This window comes from Pediococcus acidilactici DSM 20284, assembly GCF_000146325.1.
GTDB lineage: Bacteria > Bacillota > Bacilli > Lactobacillales > Lactobacillaceae > Pediococcus > Pediococcus acidilactici.
Genome location: NZ_GL397067.1, coordinates 919,976 through 935,489 on the forward strand (window position 1 = coordinate 919,976; position 15,514 = coordinate 935,489).

Annotated in this window: 18 protein-coding genes, 1 other RNA gene and 1 other annotated feature; of the genes, 3 read left to right on the top strand and 16 right to left on the bottom strand. The window is 44.1% G+C overall.

What is annotated here, in order from left to right:
- Positions 1 to 150: 150 nt before the first annotated feature.
- The 13 genes from galE to HMPREF0623_RS04675 all read right to left on the bottom strand — a co-directional run bounded on the left by galE (position 151) and on the right by HMPREF0623_RS04675 (position 9,594).
- Positions 151 to 1,143: a UDP-glucose 4-epimerase GalE gene (gene galE, locus HMPREF0623_RS04620; protein ID WP_036671286.1), complete on the bottom strand. Its 993-nt coding sequence runs from the start codon at positions 1,141 to 1,143 to the stop codon at positions 151 to 153.
- A gap of 44 nt (positions 1,144 to 1,187) precedes the next feature.
- Positions 1,188 to 1,925 (bottom strand): acyl-[acyl-carrier-protein] thioesterase, encoded by a 738-nt coding sequence (locus tag HMPREF0623_RS04625; protein ID WP_004166121.1) that lies wholly within the window; start codon positions 1,923 to 1,925, stop codon positions 1,188 to 1,190.
- 33 nt (positions 1,926 to 1,958) lie between these two features.
- Positions 1,959 to 2,831 carry a 16S rRNA (cytidine(1402)-2'-O)-methyltransferase gene (rsmI, locus tag HMPREF0623_RS04630; RefSeq protein WP_002832329.1) on the bottom strand — a complete coding sequence of 291 codons (873 nt, stop codon included), beginning with the start codon at positions 2,829 to 2,831 and terminating at the stop codon, positions 1,959 to 1,961.
- 1 nt (position 2,832) lies between these two features.
- Entirely contained in the window at positions 2,833 to 3,180 is a 348-nt protein-coding gene (locus HMPREF0623_RS04635; RefSeq protein WP_002832330.1) for a DNA replication initiation control protein YabA, read from the bottom strand.
- A 4-nt stretch (positions 3,181 to 3,184) separates the two neighbouring features.
- Positions 3,185 to 4,195 (bottom strand): DNA polymerase III subunit delta', encoded by a 1,011-nt coding sequence (gene holB / locus HMPREF0623_RS04640; RefSeq protein WP_002832331.1) that lies wholly within the window; start codon positions 4,193 to 4,195, stop codon positions 3,185 to 3,187.
- 6 nt (positions 4,196 to 4,201) lie between these two features.
- The gene (locus tag HMPREF0623_RS04645) at positions 4,202 to 4,537 is read right to left on the bottom strand and encodes a cyclic-di-AMP receptor (RefSeq protein ID WP_002832332.1); all 336 of its coding nucleotides are present in this window, start codon (positions 4,535 to 4,537) and stop codon (positions 4,202 to 4,204) included.
- A 15-nt stretch (positions 4,538 to 4,552) separates the two neighbouring features.
- On the bottom strand, positions 4,553 to 5,182 hold the full coding sequence (gene tmk / locus HMPREF0623_RS04650) for a dTMP kinase (protein WP_004166122.1): 630 nt from the start codon (positions 5,180 to 5,182) through the stop codon (positions 4,553 to 4,555).
- Between the two features lie 424 nt (positions 5,183 to 5,606).
- Entirely contained in the window at positions 5,607 to 6,206 is a 600-nt protein-coding gene (gene recR / locus HMPREF0623_RS04655) for a recombination mediator RecR (protein ID WP_002832336.1), read from the bottom strand.
- Positions 6,207 to 6,229: 23 nt separating this feature from the next.
- On the bottom strand, positions 6,230 to 6,544 hold the full coding sequence (locus HMPREF0623_RS04660; RefSeq protein ID WP_002832337.1) for a YbaB/EbfC family nucleoid-associated protein: 315 nt from the start codon (positions 6,542 to 6,544) through the stop codon (positions 6,230 to 6,232).
- A gap of 15 nt (positions 6,545 to 6,559) precedes the next feature.
- Positions 6,560 to 8,296 (bottom strand): DNA polymerase III subunit gamma/tau, encoded by a 1,737-nt coding sequence (gene dnaX, locus HMPREF0623_RS04665; RefSeq protein ID WP_004166125.1) that lies wholly within the window; start codon positions 8,294 to 8,296, stop codon positions 6,560 to 6,562.
- A 78-nt stretch (positions 8,297 to 8,374) separates the two neighbouring features.
- An RNA gene (gene ffs / locus HMPREF0623_RS09225) (signal recognition particle sRNA small type) lies at positions 8,375 to 8,461 on the bottom strand.
- 49 nt (positions 8,462 to 8,510) lie between these two features.
- Positions 8,511 to 8,996 (bottom strand): tRNA adenosine(34) deaminase TadA, encoded by a 486-nt coding sequence (gene tadA, locus HMPREF0623_RS04670; protein ID WP_002832339.1) that lies wholly within the window; start codon positions 8,994 to 8,996, stop codon positions 8,511 to 8,513.
- Positions 8,989 to 9,594 carry a class I SAM-dependent methyltransferase gene (locus tag HMPREF0623_RS04675; RefSeq protein ID WP_002832340.1) on the bottom strand — a complete coding sequence of 202 codons (606 nt, stop codon included), beginning with the start codon at positions 9,592 to 9,594 and terminating at the stop codon, positions 8,989 to 8,991. The genes tadA and HMPREF0623_RS04675 overlap by 8 nt, the downstream gene beginning before the upstream one ends.
- 221 nt (positions 9,595 to 9,815) lie before the next feature.
- Between HMPREF0623_RS04675 and nrdH the strand changes: the two genes are divergently transcribed.
- From nrdH to nrdF, 3 genes are all read left to right on the top strand, one after another.
- Complete coding sequence (nrdH, locus tag HMPREF0623_RS04680; protein WP_002832341.1) at positions 9,816 to 10,046, top strand: glutaredoxin-like protein NrdH; 231 nt, start codon at positions 9,816 to 9,818, stop codon at positions 10,044 to 10,046.
- Between the two features lie 92 nt (positions 10,047 to 10,138).
- The gene (gene nrdE, locus HMPREF0623_RS04685; protein WP_002832343.1) at positions 10,139 to 12,304 is read left to right on the top strand and encodes a class 1b ribonucleoside-diphosphate reductase subunit alpha; all 2,166 of its coding nucleotides are present in this window, start codon (positions 10,139 to 10,141) and stop codon (positions 12,302 to 12,304) included.
- A gap of 18 nt (positions 12,305 to 12,322) precedes the next feature.
- Positions 12,323 to 13,276 carry a class 1b ribonucleoside-diphosphate reductase subunit beta gene (gene nrdF / locus HMPREF0623_RS04690; protein WP_002832344.1) on the top strand — a complete coding sequence of 318 codons (954 nt, stop codon included), beginning with the start codon at positions 12,323 to 12,325 and terminating at the stop codon, positions 13,274 to 13,276.
- A gap of 351 nt (positions 13,277 to 13,627) precedes the next feature.
- Here the strand turns inward: nrdF and rplL are convergent, their stop codons facing one another.
- The 3 genes from rplL to rplA form a co-directional block, all read right to left on the bottom strand.
- The gene (gene rplL, locus HMPREF0623_RS04695; RefSeq protein WP_002832345.1) at positions 13,628 to 13,993 is read right to left on the bottom strand and encodes a 50S ribosomal protein L7/L12; all 366 of its coding nucleotides are present in this window, start codon (positions 13,991 to 13,993) and stop codon (positions 13,628 to 13,630) included.
- A gap of 45 nt (positions 13,994 to 14,038) precedes the next feature.
- A complete protein-coding gene (rplJ, locus tag HMPREF0623_RS04700; RefSeq protein WP_002832346.1) occupies positions 14,039 to 14,545 on the bottom strand; it encodes a 50S ribosomal protein L10 in 507 nt (168 codons plus the stop codon).
- Positions 14,546 to 14,571: 26 nt separating this feature from the next.
- Positions 14,572 to 14,697, bottom strand: a sequence feature (ribosomal protein L10 leader region).
- 47 nt (positions 14,698 to 14,744) lie between these two features.
- Positions 14,745 to 15,434 carry a 50S ribosomal protein L1 gene (gene rplA / locus HMPREF0623_RS04705; protein WP_002832347.1) on the bottom strand — a complete coding sequence of 230 codons (690 nt, stop codon included), beginning with the start codon at positions 15,432 to 15,434 and terminating at the stop codon, positions 14,745 to 14,747.
- Positions 15,435 to 15,514 lie beyond the last annotated feature (80 nt).

The window sequence follows — 15,514 nt, forward strand, 5'->3', positions numbered from 1 at the left end:
TCTTTTAGTCCCTTCTCACATTATCCTACAGAAACCGGCTTCCGACAACTATAGGAACGCATAGAGGCTGAGAAAAAATTTTTCTCAGCCTCTATTGTAAAATGTTTTATCAATTGTTTTCTATAATCATCATAAAAACGTATTTAAAATTTAACGATCTTCATAACCGCGGGGATGTTGTTGCTTCCAATTCCATGCTGTTTGGATAATTTCCTTAACATCATCGTATTGTGGTTGCCATTGCAAAACGTCCCGTGCTTTTTGGCTAGCCGCGATTAGTGAATCAGGATCTCCGGGACGGCGTTCGGCAATTTCAGCTGGAATTGGTTCGCCAGTAACTTCTCGCGCAGCTTCAACCATTTGCTTAACCGAAAAACCGGTTGAAGAACCGAGGTTGAATACGTCACTATCGTTGCCAGCTTTGAGGTAGTTAATCGCTAAAATGTGAGCATCAACCAAGTCTAAAACGTGCACGTAGTCTCGAACGTTGGTTCCGTCAGGCGTATTGTAGTCGTCGCCAAAAATCTTCAATTGGTCTCGTTGACCGGCCGACACTTGTAAAATAATGGGGGTCAAGTGGGTTTCGGGACCATGATCTTCACCAATTGAACCATCCGGGTAAGCCCCCGCAACGTTGAAGTACCGTAGCGCCACGAATTTAATTCCGTAAGCTTGGTCAGCCCAACGAATGATTTTTTCCATCATTAACTTGCTTTCCCCGTAAGGATTGATCGGTGCTTGGCGATCGTTTTCCTCAATTGGTGATTTTTCAGGAACCCCATACGTCGCCGCTGTGGAAGAGAAAATAATTCGTTTAACGTCGTGATCGCGCATTTCTTCAAGCAACGCCACCATTCCGGCGGTGTTATTGTCAAAATACTTCAACGGTTTTTCCATGGATTCGGGCACGATTGAAAAGGCCGCAAAATGAACCACGGTATCAATATTTTCCCGGTCAAAAACTCCCTTTAGAAACACATGGTTGCGGATGTCGCCTTCGTAAAAGCGAGCTTTTTCGTCAACCGCCTTTCGGTGGCCAGTCGATAAATTGTCCACCACGACTACTTCTTGGCCTTGTTCAATTAGTCGTTTTACCATGTGAGAGCCGATGTAACCGGCGCCCCCTACTACAAGTATACTCATTAACTTCTCCTCCATTCCAAACTATAAACAAGTTAATTGTACCCTTAACGCCGTGCCCATTCAACATTGGCTTCACAGCATAAGGTGTCGCCTACCGAAATTTGATGACTGCTTCGCAAACTGTCCCGGTCAAACTCAACGACGCTATGCACCATTTGGTGAGGTTGAATTTCGACATGATAGCGAATGTTAACCATTTTAGGGAAGTAGTTATCTAAAATATCGTCATTCACGGTATTAAAAATCCATTCAAAATAACGTGCGTTGTTAACGTGGTGGTTCATATCAATATCGAAGTAACGAACGGCGTAGTCCTGCTGGTTCGTTTCCCCGGTAATTTCTTGTAACTTAGGCAATCGGACAATTCGTTTTATGTAATCCGATTCGTACGGATCAATGATTTCTGGCAACAATTTGCGCATCCGTCGCGTAGTGCGGTCCATCAAAACAAACATCGCGGTAGTTTCCACAATCTTTTCCCCATCCAGGGTCTTAATCCAAAAATCCCGTTGGCAGAAGTAGTCGTTGTGGTTCACCGCTTGGGTCCCCATCACGATCCGTTCGCCCACGTTAGGCAATCTCCGTAGCTGCATTACGTACTGGGTGATGACCCAGCCTAGCCCGGTCTGATCCACCACCTCGGGGCCGACGCCTAAGGCTTGGCTTTGGTTATCCGATACTAACAGCATTACGTTTACCATCATGGAAACCGTCATCGTTCCCGTTTGGTCGCCTTCATAGTAGGTTACCAAGTGTTCTTCTTCGTGTATCTTTCCAGCCATTTTTCTCTCCTAAATACTGCTTTGCATTATAAGTTAAAGTTGATGATAAATGTCATAAACCTCTTGTTTGGCGAGTCCGCGTAATTTAGCGACCTGCTTAATTGCAATGGTCGGTTTGACTTTTTCTTCATCAATAATCTTTTGCACATGTTCATTAATGGTTAACGATTCCCAGTCTTGGTTTTCCACAGCCTGGGGATGGGGATTTCCCGCCACCATTACCACGAATTCACCGCGGATTTCCGTGGACGCAATCCACTCCTGAACTTCTGCTACGCTGCCCCGAATAAATTCTTCGTAACGCTTGGTTAATTCTCGTGCTAAAACCATTTGCCGTTCCGTTCCCATTACGGTGGCAATGTTCTTCACCGTCTTTGCCAACCGGTGCGGAGCTTCATAGAAGATCAACGTGTCGGGATGGTTCTTTAACTTTTCTAGTTCCGCCTGTTGTTCTTTGGGTTTCCGAGCCAAAAACCCGTAAAAAGTGAACGGCTGGGGCGCTAATCCCGAAGCAATCAAGGCCGTGGTTCCAGCATTGGCTCCCGGTAGCGGAATCACTTTTAAGCCCGCTTGAACGGCCGCCTGCACCAGTTCCTTTCCAGGGTCGCTAATCGAGGGCATCCCCGCGTCCGAAACCTGGGCAATCGTGCGTCCATCCGCTAACATTTCTAAAATCGCTGGAATTCGCTCTTGGGTGTTGTGCTCGTGAAAACTCATTTGCTTGGTGTCAACTGCAAAATGGTTGAGCAATTTTTGGGTATTACGGGTATCTTCCGCAAGGATCAGGTCCGCTTCCTTTAAGATCTGGACCGCCCGAAACGTCATATCATCTAAATTTCCGATGGGGGTGGGCACTAAATATAAAGACCCCGCCGATGACGGGGTAAAACTCTTTTGGGTTAACATATTAACGATCTCCATAAATAACGGTTAAGCAAAAAGCACATTCTTCATCGTCTTGCCGGTGCTTGCCAAAGAATTCGTTGCAAATATGGTAGCCGCTAGCATAAAGCTTTTCCAAATTTTGCAATGATTTTGATAAACCGTGCTTCGTATTCTTGGTTCCTTCATTTTCGTGTTCCGCGGCAGTGGCCTGTTTAAGCCGCTCCCTTAAGTGTTGGTTTTCAATCTTAAGTTCGGCATTTTCCTCCATGATTTCTACCATGGCACTTTGGGTTTCGTGTAGTTTATTTAACAAATCCTCAGCGTTGTGCGTAACTTCTGTTATTTGATCAAATAAATCTTTCTTTTCCACACTATCACCCTCTCATTTTAAAAATATCACATAATTCAATTGTCACTTTTTCCACAATTCCCTGAAAATTCAAATTTTGCTTTAGCTTTCCGCGTAACGGCAATAGTAAATCGCTAACCTTAAGCAACTGGCTGACCGTTGTTTGCTCCGCGACCTGGCGTAACGCTGCTTGATCAGTAAGGTACGTAAGGTCGACTTGACCAAACTTAAGTGCCAACAAATCCATCGCGTACAACATCATCATGTCTAAAACAATTACTTGGTGTTCCCGGTCCTTAGCTAGTCCAATAATCCGAGTTTGGACGTCCACAAATGCACTCATATCGCCCTTGGTAACGGCACCAAACCATTTTTCAAGAGCCTTATGCGCGTCTTCTATCCAATTATTTTCTAACAAACTCTGCATTTCTTCACGGTCGCTAGTCAACCGTACTAATAGATGGGCGGTGCTCTCCGTTACCTCACCGTCCGCAGTTAGTTCAGCAACTAGCTGACTTTTCTGAAGCGGTTTCAGCTCGATAATTTCCGTTCGCGACATGATGGTTGGCAAAATTAAATTTTTGCTTTCCGTGAGTAAGAAGGCGGTCACGTTCCCCGCCGGCTCCTCAATAAATTTCAGCAAACTATTTGCCGCACTGGTAGTCATTAAGTGCGCCTGGTCGATAATGAAAACCTTCCGATTTCCTTCGACCCCGCTTTTGGAAAATTCGGCCTTTAAAAATCGAACCTGATCGACCTTGATCGACTGGCCGTCGGGTTCGATTTCTACTACGTCGGGATGCTGCCCAGTACTAATTCGATGACATTCTTCACATTTTCCACAGGGCATCCCGTCTTGTAAGTTTTGACAAAATAGCCGCTCGGCAACCCACCGGGCCACCTCTTTTTTGCCAGTTCCGCTTGCGCCGGTTAGCAAGTAGGCGTGTGCGAGGTGGCGGTTGTCAATCATTTGTTGAAAACGTTCGATGACCGCGGGTTGTTTAGTTACGGCCGGATTCTTTACTGCTGCTGTCAAGGCCGTTTAGAACCGTTCGAATTGGTCAACCGGCAAGACAAATACCGTAGCTCCACCGACTTGGACCTTAATTGGGTACCCGGTTGCCCCTTCCATATTCACGTCCATATTTACCGATGGGGTCATGAACTCTTCCCGGGAGTGACTAGCCTTTTTAATGGTATCTAGAACCATTGGAACCCGTTCTTCTTCCACCCCGATTAAAAAGGTGGTGTTCCCAGATTGTAAAAATCCTCCGGTAGTCGATAATTTAGTTGCCCGGATGTTTTGGTCAATAAATTGATCGCTAAGATGGTTAGCGTCCTTATCTTGAACAATTGCAATAACTAATTTGGTTGCCATAATGTGTTTCCCCCACTATTTTAAAATTTGGTCTAAAACATTGATAACTGCTTTTTTTACGTCGCCAATTGATTGACTAGCATCAATCACCACGATTCGTTCCGGATACCGTTTGGCTAATGCTAAATAGGCGTCACGAACTCGTTCGTGAAAATCAAGCTGCTCTAAATCAAGTCGATCAACATCGTCGGTGCGGTGAGTCATGATCCGTTTTAAGCCCACTTCAGCGCTCACGTCTAAATAAATAGTTTTTTCCGGTAAACACCCCTCCGTAGCAAACAAGTTCATTTGGTAGACTGCTTCCGGGCCAATTTCACGTCCGGCTCCTTGGTACGCAATCGAGCTATCCACGTAACGGTCACAGAAAACTACCTGACCGCGTGCTAACGCCGGTAAAATTGTTTCCGTCAAATGTTGCCGACGGGCTGCCGCATATAACAAAGCTTCCGTTCGAGCATCCATTTCCGTGTTATTTTTATCCAAAATAATTGCGCGAATTGCCTCTGAAATCGGATTGCCTCCGGGTTCGCGGGTCACCGTCAAACGATCTGCAAGTCGAGTGCGGTAATGCTCCACCATCGCCTCCAAAATCGTTGTTTTGCCAGCCCCGTCAGGCCCTTCAAATGAAATAAAATGCCCATTCACCAGTTATTCCCTACCTTATGATTTTTTATATTGATTATTTTTATTCTACTTTAGATTTTCTAGACTGTCTATTAACTACTCTAAAAACTCGTCCCGGTTTAGCCTTTGATATGCCGGTCAGCGTCGATATTTTAAATTTTTTAAAATAGTTGGCGCAATGCATTTCTCCGGCCAGTTATTTAATCCCGCAGTCTTTATATTTGCCACCAAATGGTTAAGTTTTGCACAGCCTACTGGGAGGAGTGCAGTTGTTCGTAAACTAAAAAGTTTTCCACAGCTCCCACTTCATTCTAACAACCCTGGTCGAAAGAACCAACGGTAAATCAAAAAGAGCCCCATGACCAATTTCGTAGTCATGAAGCTCTTTGATACGACCGGAACTTTAGAAGCTCTCCATTTAAATTAGCTTACCGTGCTCGGATCATTACATCTCTGTCCGACCTTCGACCGCTTTATACAAAGTCATCTGGTCAGCATACTCAATGTCACTCCCCACGGAAAGTCCGTGCGCCAGTCTGGTTACCTTAATACCCGAAGGCTTAATCAATCGAGAGATATACATTGCGGTCGCTTCCCCCTCGGGAGTGGCGTTAGTCGCAATGATTACTTCCTTGATTGCTTCGTTTTTCTGGAGCCGGGTCAGCAAGCTCGCGATGTTAATATCTTCGGGCCCCTTCCCGTCCATTGGCGACAACACGCCGTGTAGCACGTGGTAAAGTCCATGATATTCCTTCATTTGTTCCATTGACATTACGTCCTTGGAATCTTCAACGACTAGGACCGTTTTTTGGTCCCGGCTTGCATCTTGGCAAATATCACAAGGGTCGTCTTCCGTGATGTTGCCACAAATGCTACAAAAACGTAAGTCACGTTGTGCAGAAATTAACGCCTTGGCGAAGTCCGTCACATCATCTTTTTGCATATCAAGCGTAAAGAAGGCCAACCGGGTCGCGGTTTTATAGCCAATCCCTGGTAACTTCATAAAACTATCAATTAACTTAGCAATTGGTTCTGGATATTGCATCCGGACACTCACCTACGATTCTTTTATAGTCCGGGAATTCCCTTAGTGTATTTCCCCATGGTCTTGTTGGTTTCACTGTCGATTTTGCTCATTGCGTCGTTAACCGCGGCAACTACTAAATCTTGCAACATGTCGGGGTCGTCTTCGTCAATGGCTTCTGGATTAATAACGATGTCCTTCATCTTATGGTTTCCGGTAAAGGTTACCTTCACCATGTCATCGGGCGCAACGCCGATAAATTCGGTTTCGTTTAGTCGTTCTTGTTCTTCCGTTACTTGTTTTTGCATCTTTTGTACTTGACGCATCATATTTTGCATGTTTCCCATTCCACCACGCATAGTCATTACCATCCTTTAATCATTTTTTACATTAACGTTTTCGGAACCGAATAGTTCCACAGCCTTTTCCACTACGGCGCTATCTTCAGGCGCCACCGTCGTTGGTTGGGACGGTTCTTCCTCTTTAGATGCACTTTCGGTTTCCTTACTTAAATGGTGCGTTTTAATAAATTCTGCCCGCACCGTTGGCCACTCTTCAACTGTAACATAGACAACTTGATAATCTGAACCAGTTAGCTTAGCCAAATTTTGTTGTAATTCGTCACGCAAGCTTTCATTATCCACAGCCTTTTCAAACAAAAAGTCATAATCGAAAGCCACCACGACGCCCTCTTCGCTGGCAGCCACTGGTTTAGAAACGTGCATCAAGGCTCGTTTCGTGACCGATAGCATATCCATCAAGTCGCGCCAAAGGTTTTGCATTTCCACCAAGCTATCTTTAGTAGCGTTCTCCAAAATCGGGTAAATTTTAGTCAGGTTGGCCGGCGTCTTCACGTTGCGACTTCCCGAAGCCCGTTTTTTCGGCGCTGCGGATGCTGGTTTAGCAGGCGCGGGAGCTGCAGAAGTTGTCCGCTCTTTGAGGCGCTTAACCTCCCCCTGCAAACGGTCAACTTCATTTTTAAGCTGTTGTACCTCTTCGTTATCTGCTGTCGCACTCGCTGGAGTTGCGGACCGCTGAGAGAGCTTAATCGTCAACACTTCTAGGTAAACGTCAGGGTGCGTCGTAAACCGCATTTGTTGTTGAATCTGGTTTAACGTGTCGATCATTTCGTACAACTCGTTGCCGCTAACCATGTCCGCTTCTTTGACAAAGTCTTCGCTAAGGTCGCTCAAACTCTGTTCCTTAACTAGCTGGGGATCTTCTTGGTATAAAAGCAGGTTGCGTTCTACCGCAATCAGATCTTCAATCAGCCGCTGACCGTCCTTACCTTCGTCCAAAATTTGGTGCAACGTTTCTAACGCTGCGGGAGTATCCTTTTCGAAAATCTGGGTTAGGTATTGATCCAGTAACTGCTGGTTAACGCTCCCGGTTACCAGCAACGCGTTGTCCATCGTTACCGTTTCATTTCCAAACGAGATAACCTGGTCAAGAATACTGAGTGCATCCCGCATTCCGCCTTCCGCAGCCTTGGCGATGATTGATAACGCCTTAGGATCGTATTCAATCCCCTTTTGTTCCAAAATATAAACCATCCGGTCGTAACTTTGGGTCGGGGTAATACGCTTAAAATCAAACCGTTGGGTCCGTGAAATAATTGTTAGCGGAATTTTTTGAGGTTCGGTCGTCGCTAAAATGAAGATTACGTTAGTCGGCGGCTCTTCCAAAGTTTTGAGGAGTGCGTTAAACGCCCCCGTCGACAGCATGTGCACTTCGTCGATAATGTAAACCTTATAATCTGCCTCCGTGGGTGCGTACTTTGCCTTATCACGAATATCGCGAATTTCTTCAACCCCGTTGTTCGAGGCCGCGTCAATTTCAATCACGTCATTTAAATTACCGTCCGTGATTGCCCGACAAGTCGCACATTCATTACACGGTTCGCCATCTTTTAAATAATGACAGTTAACCGCCTTAGCAAAAATCTTAGCTGCCGAGGTCTTCCCCGTCCCCCGGGGACCCGTAAACAGATACGCATGACTAGTCTGCTTAGTTATTAACGCATTTTTCAAAGTTCTGGTAACCACTTCTTGACCAACCATGTCGGCAAACTTCTGCGGCCGCCAAACGCGGTACAATGCTTGATAACTCATTAAATTTCCTTCCCCGATTTCTGTTTTTAAAGAAAGAACCCTTAGCCCCGATGGACTAAGAGTTCCGTTGATTTGCTCAATAACTTAAGGCACAAGCCAGAGCATACTTAGTGCTGCTTCCTTCCGGACCTGACACAATTCGTAAGTCCAACCTTGCCTCAAGGCCTTACGGCAATAACTATGATACTCGAATTTTAATAAAATTTCCACTATTTTACCGATTTTTTTTTCGACGTTCGCGAATTGCCTTGAAGAAACTTTTCATTAACCCGGCCGCTTGGTCTGCAGCCACCCCTTCGCGGACTTCCACCTGGTGATTTAAACGCTGGTCTTCTAAGACCGTATACAAACTTCGGACTGCGCCCGCCTTCGAATCCCGTGCGCCAAAGTACACTTCCGGGATTTGAGAATTGATGATTGTCCCGCTACACATCAAGCACGGTTCAATCGTGACAAATAATTGGCAATCCCACAGACGCCAGCTTCGTAAATACGCGCAAGCTTCCGTGATGGCCAACACCTCGGCATGCGTGGTCGCGTCCTGGGAGTGCTCCCGAAGGTTATGTCCCCGGCCAATAATTTTGCCATCATGCACCACTACGGCTCCGATCGGCACTTCATCAATCATTTTGGCAAACTGGGCTTCCTTTAAGGCTTCTCCCATATAAAATTGAACTTCTGCTTCACTTAATTTACTCATGCTCACTTCTTAAAATGTAATATCCTTTATTTTTCTTTAGTACCGTTACGTTGCCAAAAGTTTCCGCCATTAATTTCTTTGCGGATGGCGCCCCCTGCTTCTTTTGTAAAACGATGATCAGCTGGCCGCCCTTCGTTAAGTGCTCCTTAGCACCGGTAATAATGGCGTTCACCACCGTTTTTCCGGCCCGAACCGGCGGGTTAGAAACAACCGTTGTAAAATCAGTTTTAGCTACCGCTTCGTAAGCATCCGAATGGTAAACTCGTGTACGTGCGGCCACGCCATTGGCTTCTGCATTCCGCTCAGCAAGTGCTAACGCCCGTTCGTTAACGTCGGTCATCTCCACTCGTGCTTCAGGGAATTGCTTAGCTAGCGCAATTCCCATTGGACCATATCCGCAGCCCACGTCTAAAATTGAACTTTGGGGAACATCCAGTGGCAAAGCTTCTAATAATGTCCGGGTACCAAAGTCAACGGTGTTCTTTGAAAAAACTCCGTTGTCCGACACAAAATTTAATTCGTGCCCCAAAAGTGTGTAACGCCAATGCTTTTCATCGTGTTCCACGTTAGGATTCTCCGTGAAATAATAATCTGTCATTGAAAAGTCCTCCAATCTCTATTAGTATGATAACGTATTGTAAATTTGGATACCAATTTAATTAAAATAATTTTTATTGCTCGGTGAATGCCGGCGTAGCACAACATCTGGTAGTTTTGACCCGTTAAAGACACCAGATGATGTGCTTTTTTGTTGAAATCGGTCCGAAATGTTGTATACTTAAATGCAGACAGAAAGAATAAATAAGAGGGGGAGTCACCATGAAAAAAGTCGTTGTTTACACTAAAAACAATTGCATGCAATGCAAAATGACCAAGCGTTTTCTAAGTGAAAACGGAGTTGAATTTGAAGAACGCAACATCAACTTGCATCCAGAATACATTGACGAATTAAAAGGCCGCGGTTTCCAAGCCGTTCCCGTAGTTCAATTTTCTGAAGATGATGCAATTGCTGGTTTTCGTCCAGACTTGTTAAAAAAATTAGCGATTTAATTTAAATTGTTAGTTTGTTGATTTAGTGTCCACGTTCCTTTGTTACAGATGGAGCGTTTTTTTATTTCGAAATTTAAGGAGTACACCCAAATATGAGCTTAAAAGATCTAACCGACGTTACCTATTACGACTTAAACAATGAAATCAACATCCCCGTTGACAACCAAATTCCGCTACATAAGGATCAAGAAGCCCTTGCAGCCTTTCTAAAGGAAAACGTGCAAGCTAACACCAAGCAATTTGCAAGCCTGCGTGAACGCTTTGACTACCTCCTTGAGGAAGACTACATTGAAGCCGAACTTATGGAAAAATATTCCTTTGACTTCATTGAAAAGCTTTACGATTATTTGCGTGCACAAAATTTCCATTTCCGCTCTTTCATGGCGGCTTATAAATTCTATGCCCAATACGCTTTAAAGACTAACGATAACGAATATTACTTAGAAAACTTCGTTGACCGCGTTGCCATGAACGCCCTTTACTTTGGTGATGGCGACGAAGAGTTAGCAATGCAAATTGCTGACGAAATTATTCACCAACGTTATCAACCAGCTACCCCTAGCTTTTTAAATGCTGGTAGAAAACATCGTGGTGAACTAGTCTCTTGCTTTTTAATTCAGGCCAATGACGACATGAACTCGATTGGCCGGACGATTAACTCTGCCCTGCAACTTTCCAAATTAGGCGGCGGGGTCGGAATTAACCTCACTAACCTGCGGGAAGCTGGCGCGCCAATTAAAGGAATCGAAGGCGCTGCAAGTGGCGTAGTTCCCGTAATGAAATTGCTTGAAGACAGTTTTTCTTACGCTAACCAACTTGGTCAACGGCAAGGAGCCGGAGTAGTTTACCTAAACGTTTTCCATCCGGACATCGTTTCCTTCCTTTCAGCTAAGAAGGAAAACGCCGACGAAAAGATTCGGGTTAAGACCCTTTCATTGGGTGTCGTAGTTCCCGATAAATTCTACGAATTGATTAAGCATGACGAAGACATGTACTTATTCAGCCCTTACAGCGTTGAAAAAGTTTACGGTAAACCTTACGCTTACGTAGATATTACGAAGGAATACGACAACTTAGTTAACAACCCGGAAATCAAGAAATACAAAGTTAAAGCGCGGAATATCGAAAATGAAATTTCGAAGCTCCAACAAGAATCTGGCTACCCTTACGTGGTGAACGTGGATACTGCCAACCGGGAAAACCCAATTTACGGTAAGATCGTAATGAGTAACCTCTGTTCAGAGATTATGCAGGTTCAAACTCCTTCCGTAATTGACAACAAACAAAACTACACGGAGTTAGGAACCGACATTAGTTGTAACTTAGGTTCTACAAACATTGTTAACATGATGGCAACTCCGCACTTTGGTAAATCGGTAGAAACCATGGTTCGGGCGTTGACCTTCGTAACCGACCACTCCGATATTGATGTGGTGCCGTCCATCCAACACGGAAACGCCCTTGCCCACACGATTGGGCTTGGCGCAATGGGCTTACACGGTTACTTAGCAAAGAACCACCTCTACTATGGCGAACCTGATTCCGTTGAATTCACCAGTGTTTACTTCATGTTGCTTAACTACTGGACGCTCCGGGCTTCCAACAAGATTGCTAAAGAACGCGGACAAGTTTTCCACAACTTTGAAAAGAGCAAGTACGCGGATGGTTCATACTTCGACAAATACCTAGCTCAAGACTTTGGACCTAAGTCAGCGCGGGTAAAGGAACTCTTCCAAGGAATCGACATTCCGACTACCGCAGACTGGGCAGACCTAAAGCAAGCCGTTATGCAAGACGGCCTTTACCATCAAAACCGAATGGCGGTTGCCCCAACCGGTTCAATTTCTTACATTAACGACGCAACGGCTAGTTTACAGCCGATCGTTAACCGGGTCGAAGAACGCCAAGAAAAGAAAATTGGAAAAATTTACTATCCAGCCCCATATTTGTCCAATGATACGTTAAAATATTATCAGTCGGCCTATGATATTGACATGCGCAAAGTTGTTGATATTTACGCCGCTGCGCAACAACACGTGGATCAAGGAATGAGCATGACCTTCTTCATGCGCTCAACCATTCCAGACGGGATTTACGACTGGAAGAATGGTCGAACAAACAAAATGACGACTCGCGATTTAAATATCCTGCGCAATTACGCACACCACGAAGGGATCAAGTCAATTTACTACATTCGGACCTTCACGGATAATGATGGCGAAGTCGGCGTTAACCAATGTGAAAGCTGCTCAATTTAACGATGGAGGATTTGTATAATGGCAAATTATGAAGCAATCAACTGGAACGCAATTTCGGATCAGATTGATAAAGCAACTTGGGAAAAGCTAACCGAACAATTTTGGTTAGACACCCGAATTCCAATTTCTAACGATCTTAGTGATTGGCGTGAACTTGATGAGGACCATCAATGGGTGGTTGGACACGTTTTTGGGGGCTTGACTCTCCTCGATACCTTACAATCACAAGACGGGATGGCAGCCTTACGTAAGGACGTTCGGACACCGCACGAAACTGCCGTTTTGAATAACATTCAATTCATGGAATCTGTCCATGCTAAAAGTTATTCATCAATCTTTGAAACGTTGAATACTCCTACAGAAATTGATGAAATTTTTGAATGGAGTGACTCTGAAGAGTTCCTCCAAAACAAAACTAAGTTTATTTATGACTTATATCATGATGATGGTCACCCATTGAAAAAAAAGATTTCCAGCGTGTTCCTCGAAACGTTCTTGTTCTACTCTGGCTTCTTCACCCCACTCTATTACCTGGGGCATAACAAGCTAAACAACGTTGCTGAAATCATTAAATTAATCCTTCGTGATGAATCTGTGCACGGAACTTACATTGGTTACAAGTTCCAATTAGGAATGAAAGACCTTGGCGAAAACGAACAACAAGAACTTAAGGATTGGATGTATAACTTCTTATACGACCTTTACGCTAACGAAGAAAAATACGTTCATAAAGTTTACGATCAAGTTGGTTGGACGGAAGAAGTGTTAACCTTCACCCGTTACAATGCTAACAAGGCATTGATGAACTTGGGTCAAGATCCGCTCTTCCCTGATACGGAAGCTGACGTTAACCCAATCGTCATGAACGGAATTTCTACCGGAACGTCTAATCACGACTTCTTCTCTCAAGTTGGAAATGGCTACCGTCTAGGTAACGTAGAACCAATGAGCGACGAAGACTATGAAATCTAGTTAACTAATTTACTGAAATTTGAATAATCCCTAAAAATTAACAGCGCTCAGGATGAAGATCCTGGGCGCTGTTTTTGTTCTATAAAATCCATTGTCTTTCTCTCTACCTTAACCTCCCTTTTAACATCGCTAACAAGGCCTTACCACAGTACGTTTGGAAGTTTACTTATATAATGCTCCAATTGCTCTTACGTCCTTTAAAGTACATATGTGGGAACACGAATTTCCATGTACCCACAAAAGTACCACATTAATATCCACCATATCCCGTTTATCCCGATTATGAAAACACAAAAAAACCACCTATATTCCGGAATAACCGGGATAAGGTGGTTTTTGTAGAAATTAAGCTTACTTAACTTCTACTGTAGCACCAGCTTCTTCAAGCTTAGCCTTCATGTCGTTTGCTTCGTCTTCGGAAAGGTCTTCCTTGATAACTGTAGGAGCGTTATCAACCATGTCCTTAGCGTCCTTCAAGCCAGCACCTGTGATTTCACGAACTGCCTTGATAACCTTGATCTTAGCTGATCCAGCGCCAGTAAGTTCAACGTTGAATGATGTCTTAGCTTCTGCAGCACCGCCAGCAGCACCTGCAGCAGCAACTGGAGCAGCAGCTGAAACACCGAATTCGTCTTCGATTGCTTTAACAAGATCGTTTAAGTCAGAAATTGAAGCACCTTTTAAGTCTTCAATAAATTGGTCTTTATCTAATGCCATTTTTGTTTCCTCCAATATTAATTGTAATTAAATGTAATGTAATGATTATGCAGCGTCTTCTTCAGACTTCTTATCAGCAACAGCCTTAAGAGCGTATGCAACGTCACGTACTGGTGACATAAATTCATTAGCAAGCATTGCAAGCAAGTCTTCACGACTAGGCATTGTAGCGAAGGTATTGATTGTATCAATATCAGCCACTTTACCTTCGATAACCCCACCCTTGATGGAAAGGTTGTCGTTGCTGTCAGCAAATTGCTTCAAAATTTTAGCAGGGGCAACGGCATCTTCAGCAGAAAATGCAACGGCTGAAGGACCAACGAAAATATCATCCATACCTTCAAAACCTGCTTGTTCAGCAGCGCGAGTCAAAATCTTGTTTTTGATCACGCGGAACTTGATTCCAGAATCACGAAGTTGTTTACGTAAGTCAGTTACTTCAGCAACTGTTAAACCACGTGAATCAACAACGATTGCGGAAACAGCGTTCTTCATTTCTTCTGCAACTTCATCAACGATTGCAGCTTTCTTTGCGATAGCTTCTTTACTCAATGTGTTTCACCTCCTGGAGATTTGTTTGAACTATAAAAAAATCCGTGACTCAAAGACTCTGAGACACGAATTAATTCATACGTTCCTCGGCAGGCAATATATTAAGGCCAAAGCAAGGCCACCTGAGTCTTAGGTAAATTATTCAGTTATAATTCACTCTTGATAATATATCACAGACCGAAGAACTAATCAAGAGAATTTAGAATTGAGTAAAGTCAACCTTAACTCCTGGTCCAAACGTTGATGCAACTGAAACGTTTTGGATGTAAGCACCCTTAACAGATGCTGGACGTAAACGAACAATTGTATCGTTGATTGTTTGTAAGTTACCAAGTAATTGGTCAGCTTCGAATGAAACCTTACCAATTGGCATATGAACGTTACCGTCGCGGTCGGTACGGTATGTAACCTTACCAGACTTAGAATCAGCAACTGCTTTTTCAACGTCCATTGTAACTGTACCAGTCTTAGGGTTAGGCATTAAGTTCTTAGGTCCTAAGATCCGTCCTAAACGACCTACTTGGCCCATCATGTCTGGAGTTGCAATGGCAACGTCAAAGTCTAACCAACCGTCTTGGATGCGTTGAACTAAGTCATCGTCACCAACGACGTCTGCACCAGCTGCCTTAGCTGCGTCAGCCTTAGCACCCTTAGCAAATACAACTACGGTTTGTTCTTTACCAGTACCGTTTGGTAAAACAACGGCACCACGTAATTGTTGGTCAGCTTGCTTTGTGTCAACGTTCAACTTGTAAACTACTTCAACAGTAGCGTCGAACTTTGCAAAATCAATTTTCTTAACTAATTCAAGAGCTTCTTTTGGTGCGTATGCTTTAAGCGAATCTACTTGCTTTGCAGCTTCTTGAAACTTTTTACCTTTTTTAGCCATCTGTGTGTTTTCCTCCTAGCAAATGTGGTTATAGCGGATTTTCCTCCCACTTTGATACATCTACTTTAGTAGAGTATCCG

Bases quoted from the DNA above. Each gene is read 5' to 3' on its own strand.
- galE (WP_036671286.1), bottom strand. From the start codon at position 1,143: ATGAGTATACTTGTAGTAGGGGGCGCCGGTTACATCGGCTCTCACATG.
- HMPREF0623_RS04625 (WP_004166121.1), bottom strand. From the start codon at position 1,925: ATGGCTGGAAAGATACACGAAGAAGAACACTTGGTAACCTACTATGAA.
- rsmI (WP_002832329.1), bottom strand. From the start codon at position 2,831: ATGTTAACCCAAAAGAGTTTTACCCCGTCATCGGCGGGGTCTTTATAT.
- HMPREF0623_RS04645 (WP_002832332.1), bottom strand. From the start codon at position 4,537: ATGGCAACCAAATTAGTTATTGCAATTGTTCAAGATAAGGACGCTAAC.
- recR (WP_002832336.1), bottom strand. From the start codon at position 6,206: ATGCAATATCCAGAACCAATTGCTAAGTTAATTGATAGTTTTATGAAG.
- HMPREF0623_RS04660 (WP_002832337.1), bottom strand. From the start codon at position 6,544: ATGCGTGGTGGAATGGGAAACATGCAAAATATGATGCGTCAAGTACAA.
- dnaX (WP_004166125.1), bottom strand. From the start codon at position 8,296: ATGAGTTATCAAGCATTGTACCGCGTTTGGCGGCCGCAGAAGTTTGCC.
- tadA (WP_002832339.1), bottom strand. From the start codon at position 8,996: ATGAGTAAATTAAGTGAAGCAGAAGTTCAATTTTATATGGGAGAAGCC.
- HMPREF0623_RS04675 (WP_002832340.1), bottom strand. From the start codon at position 9,594: ATGACAGATTATTATTTCACGGAGAATCCTAACGTGGAACACGATGAA.
- nrdH (WP_002832341.1), top strand. From the start codon at position 9,816: ATGAAAAAAGTCGTTGTTTACACTAAAAACAATTGCATGCAATGCAAA.
- nrdE (WP_002832343.1), top strand. From the start codon at position 10,139: ATGAGCTTAAAAGATCTAACCGACGTTACCTATTACGACTTAAACAAT.
- nrdF (WP_002832344.1), top strand. From the start codon at position 12,323: ATGGCAAATTATGAAGCAATCAACTGGAACGCAATTTCGGATCAGATT.
- rplL (WP_002832345.1), bottom strand. From the start codon at position 13,993: ATGGCATTAGATAAAGACCAATTTATTGAAGACTTAAAAGGTGCTTCA.
- rplA (WP_002832347.1), bottom strand. From the start codon at position 15,434: ATGGCTAAAAAAGGTAAAAAGTTTCAAGAAGCTGCAAAGCAAGTAGAT.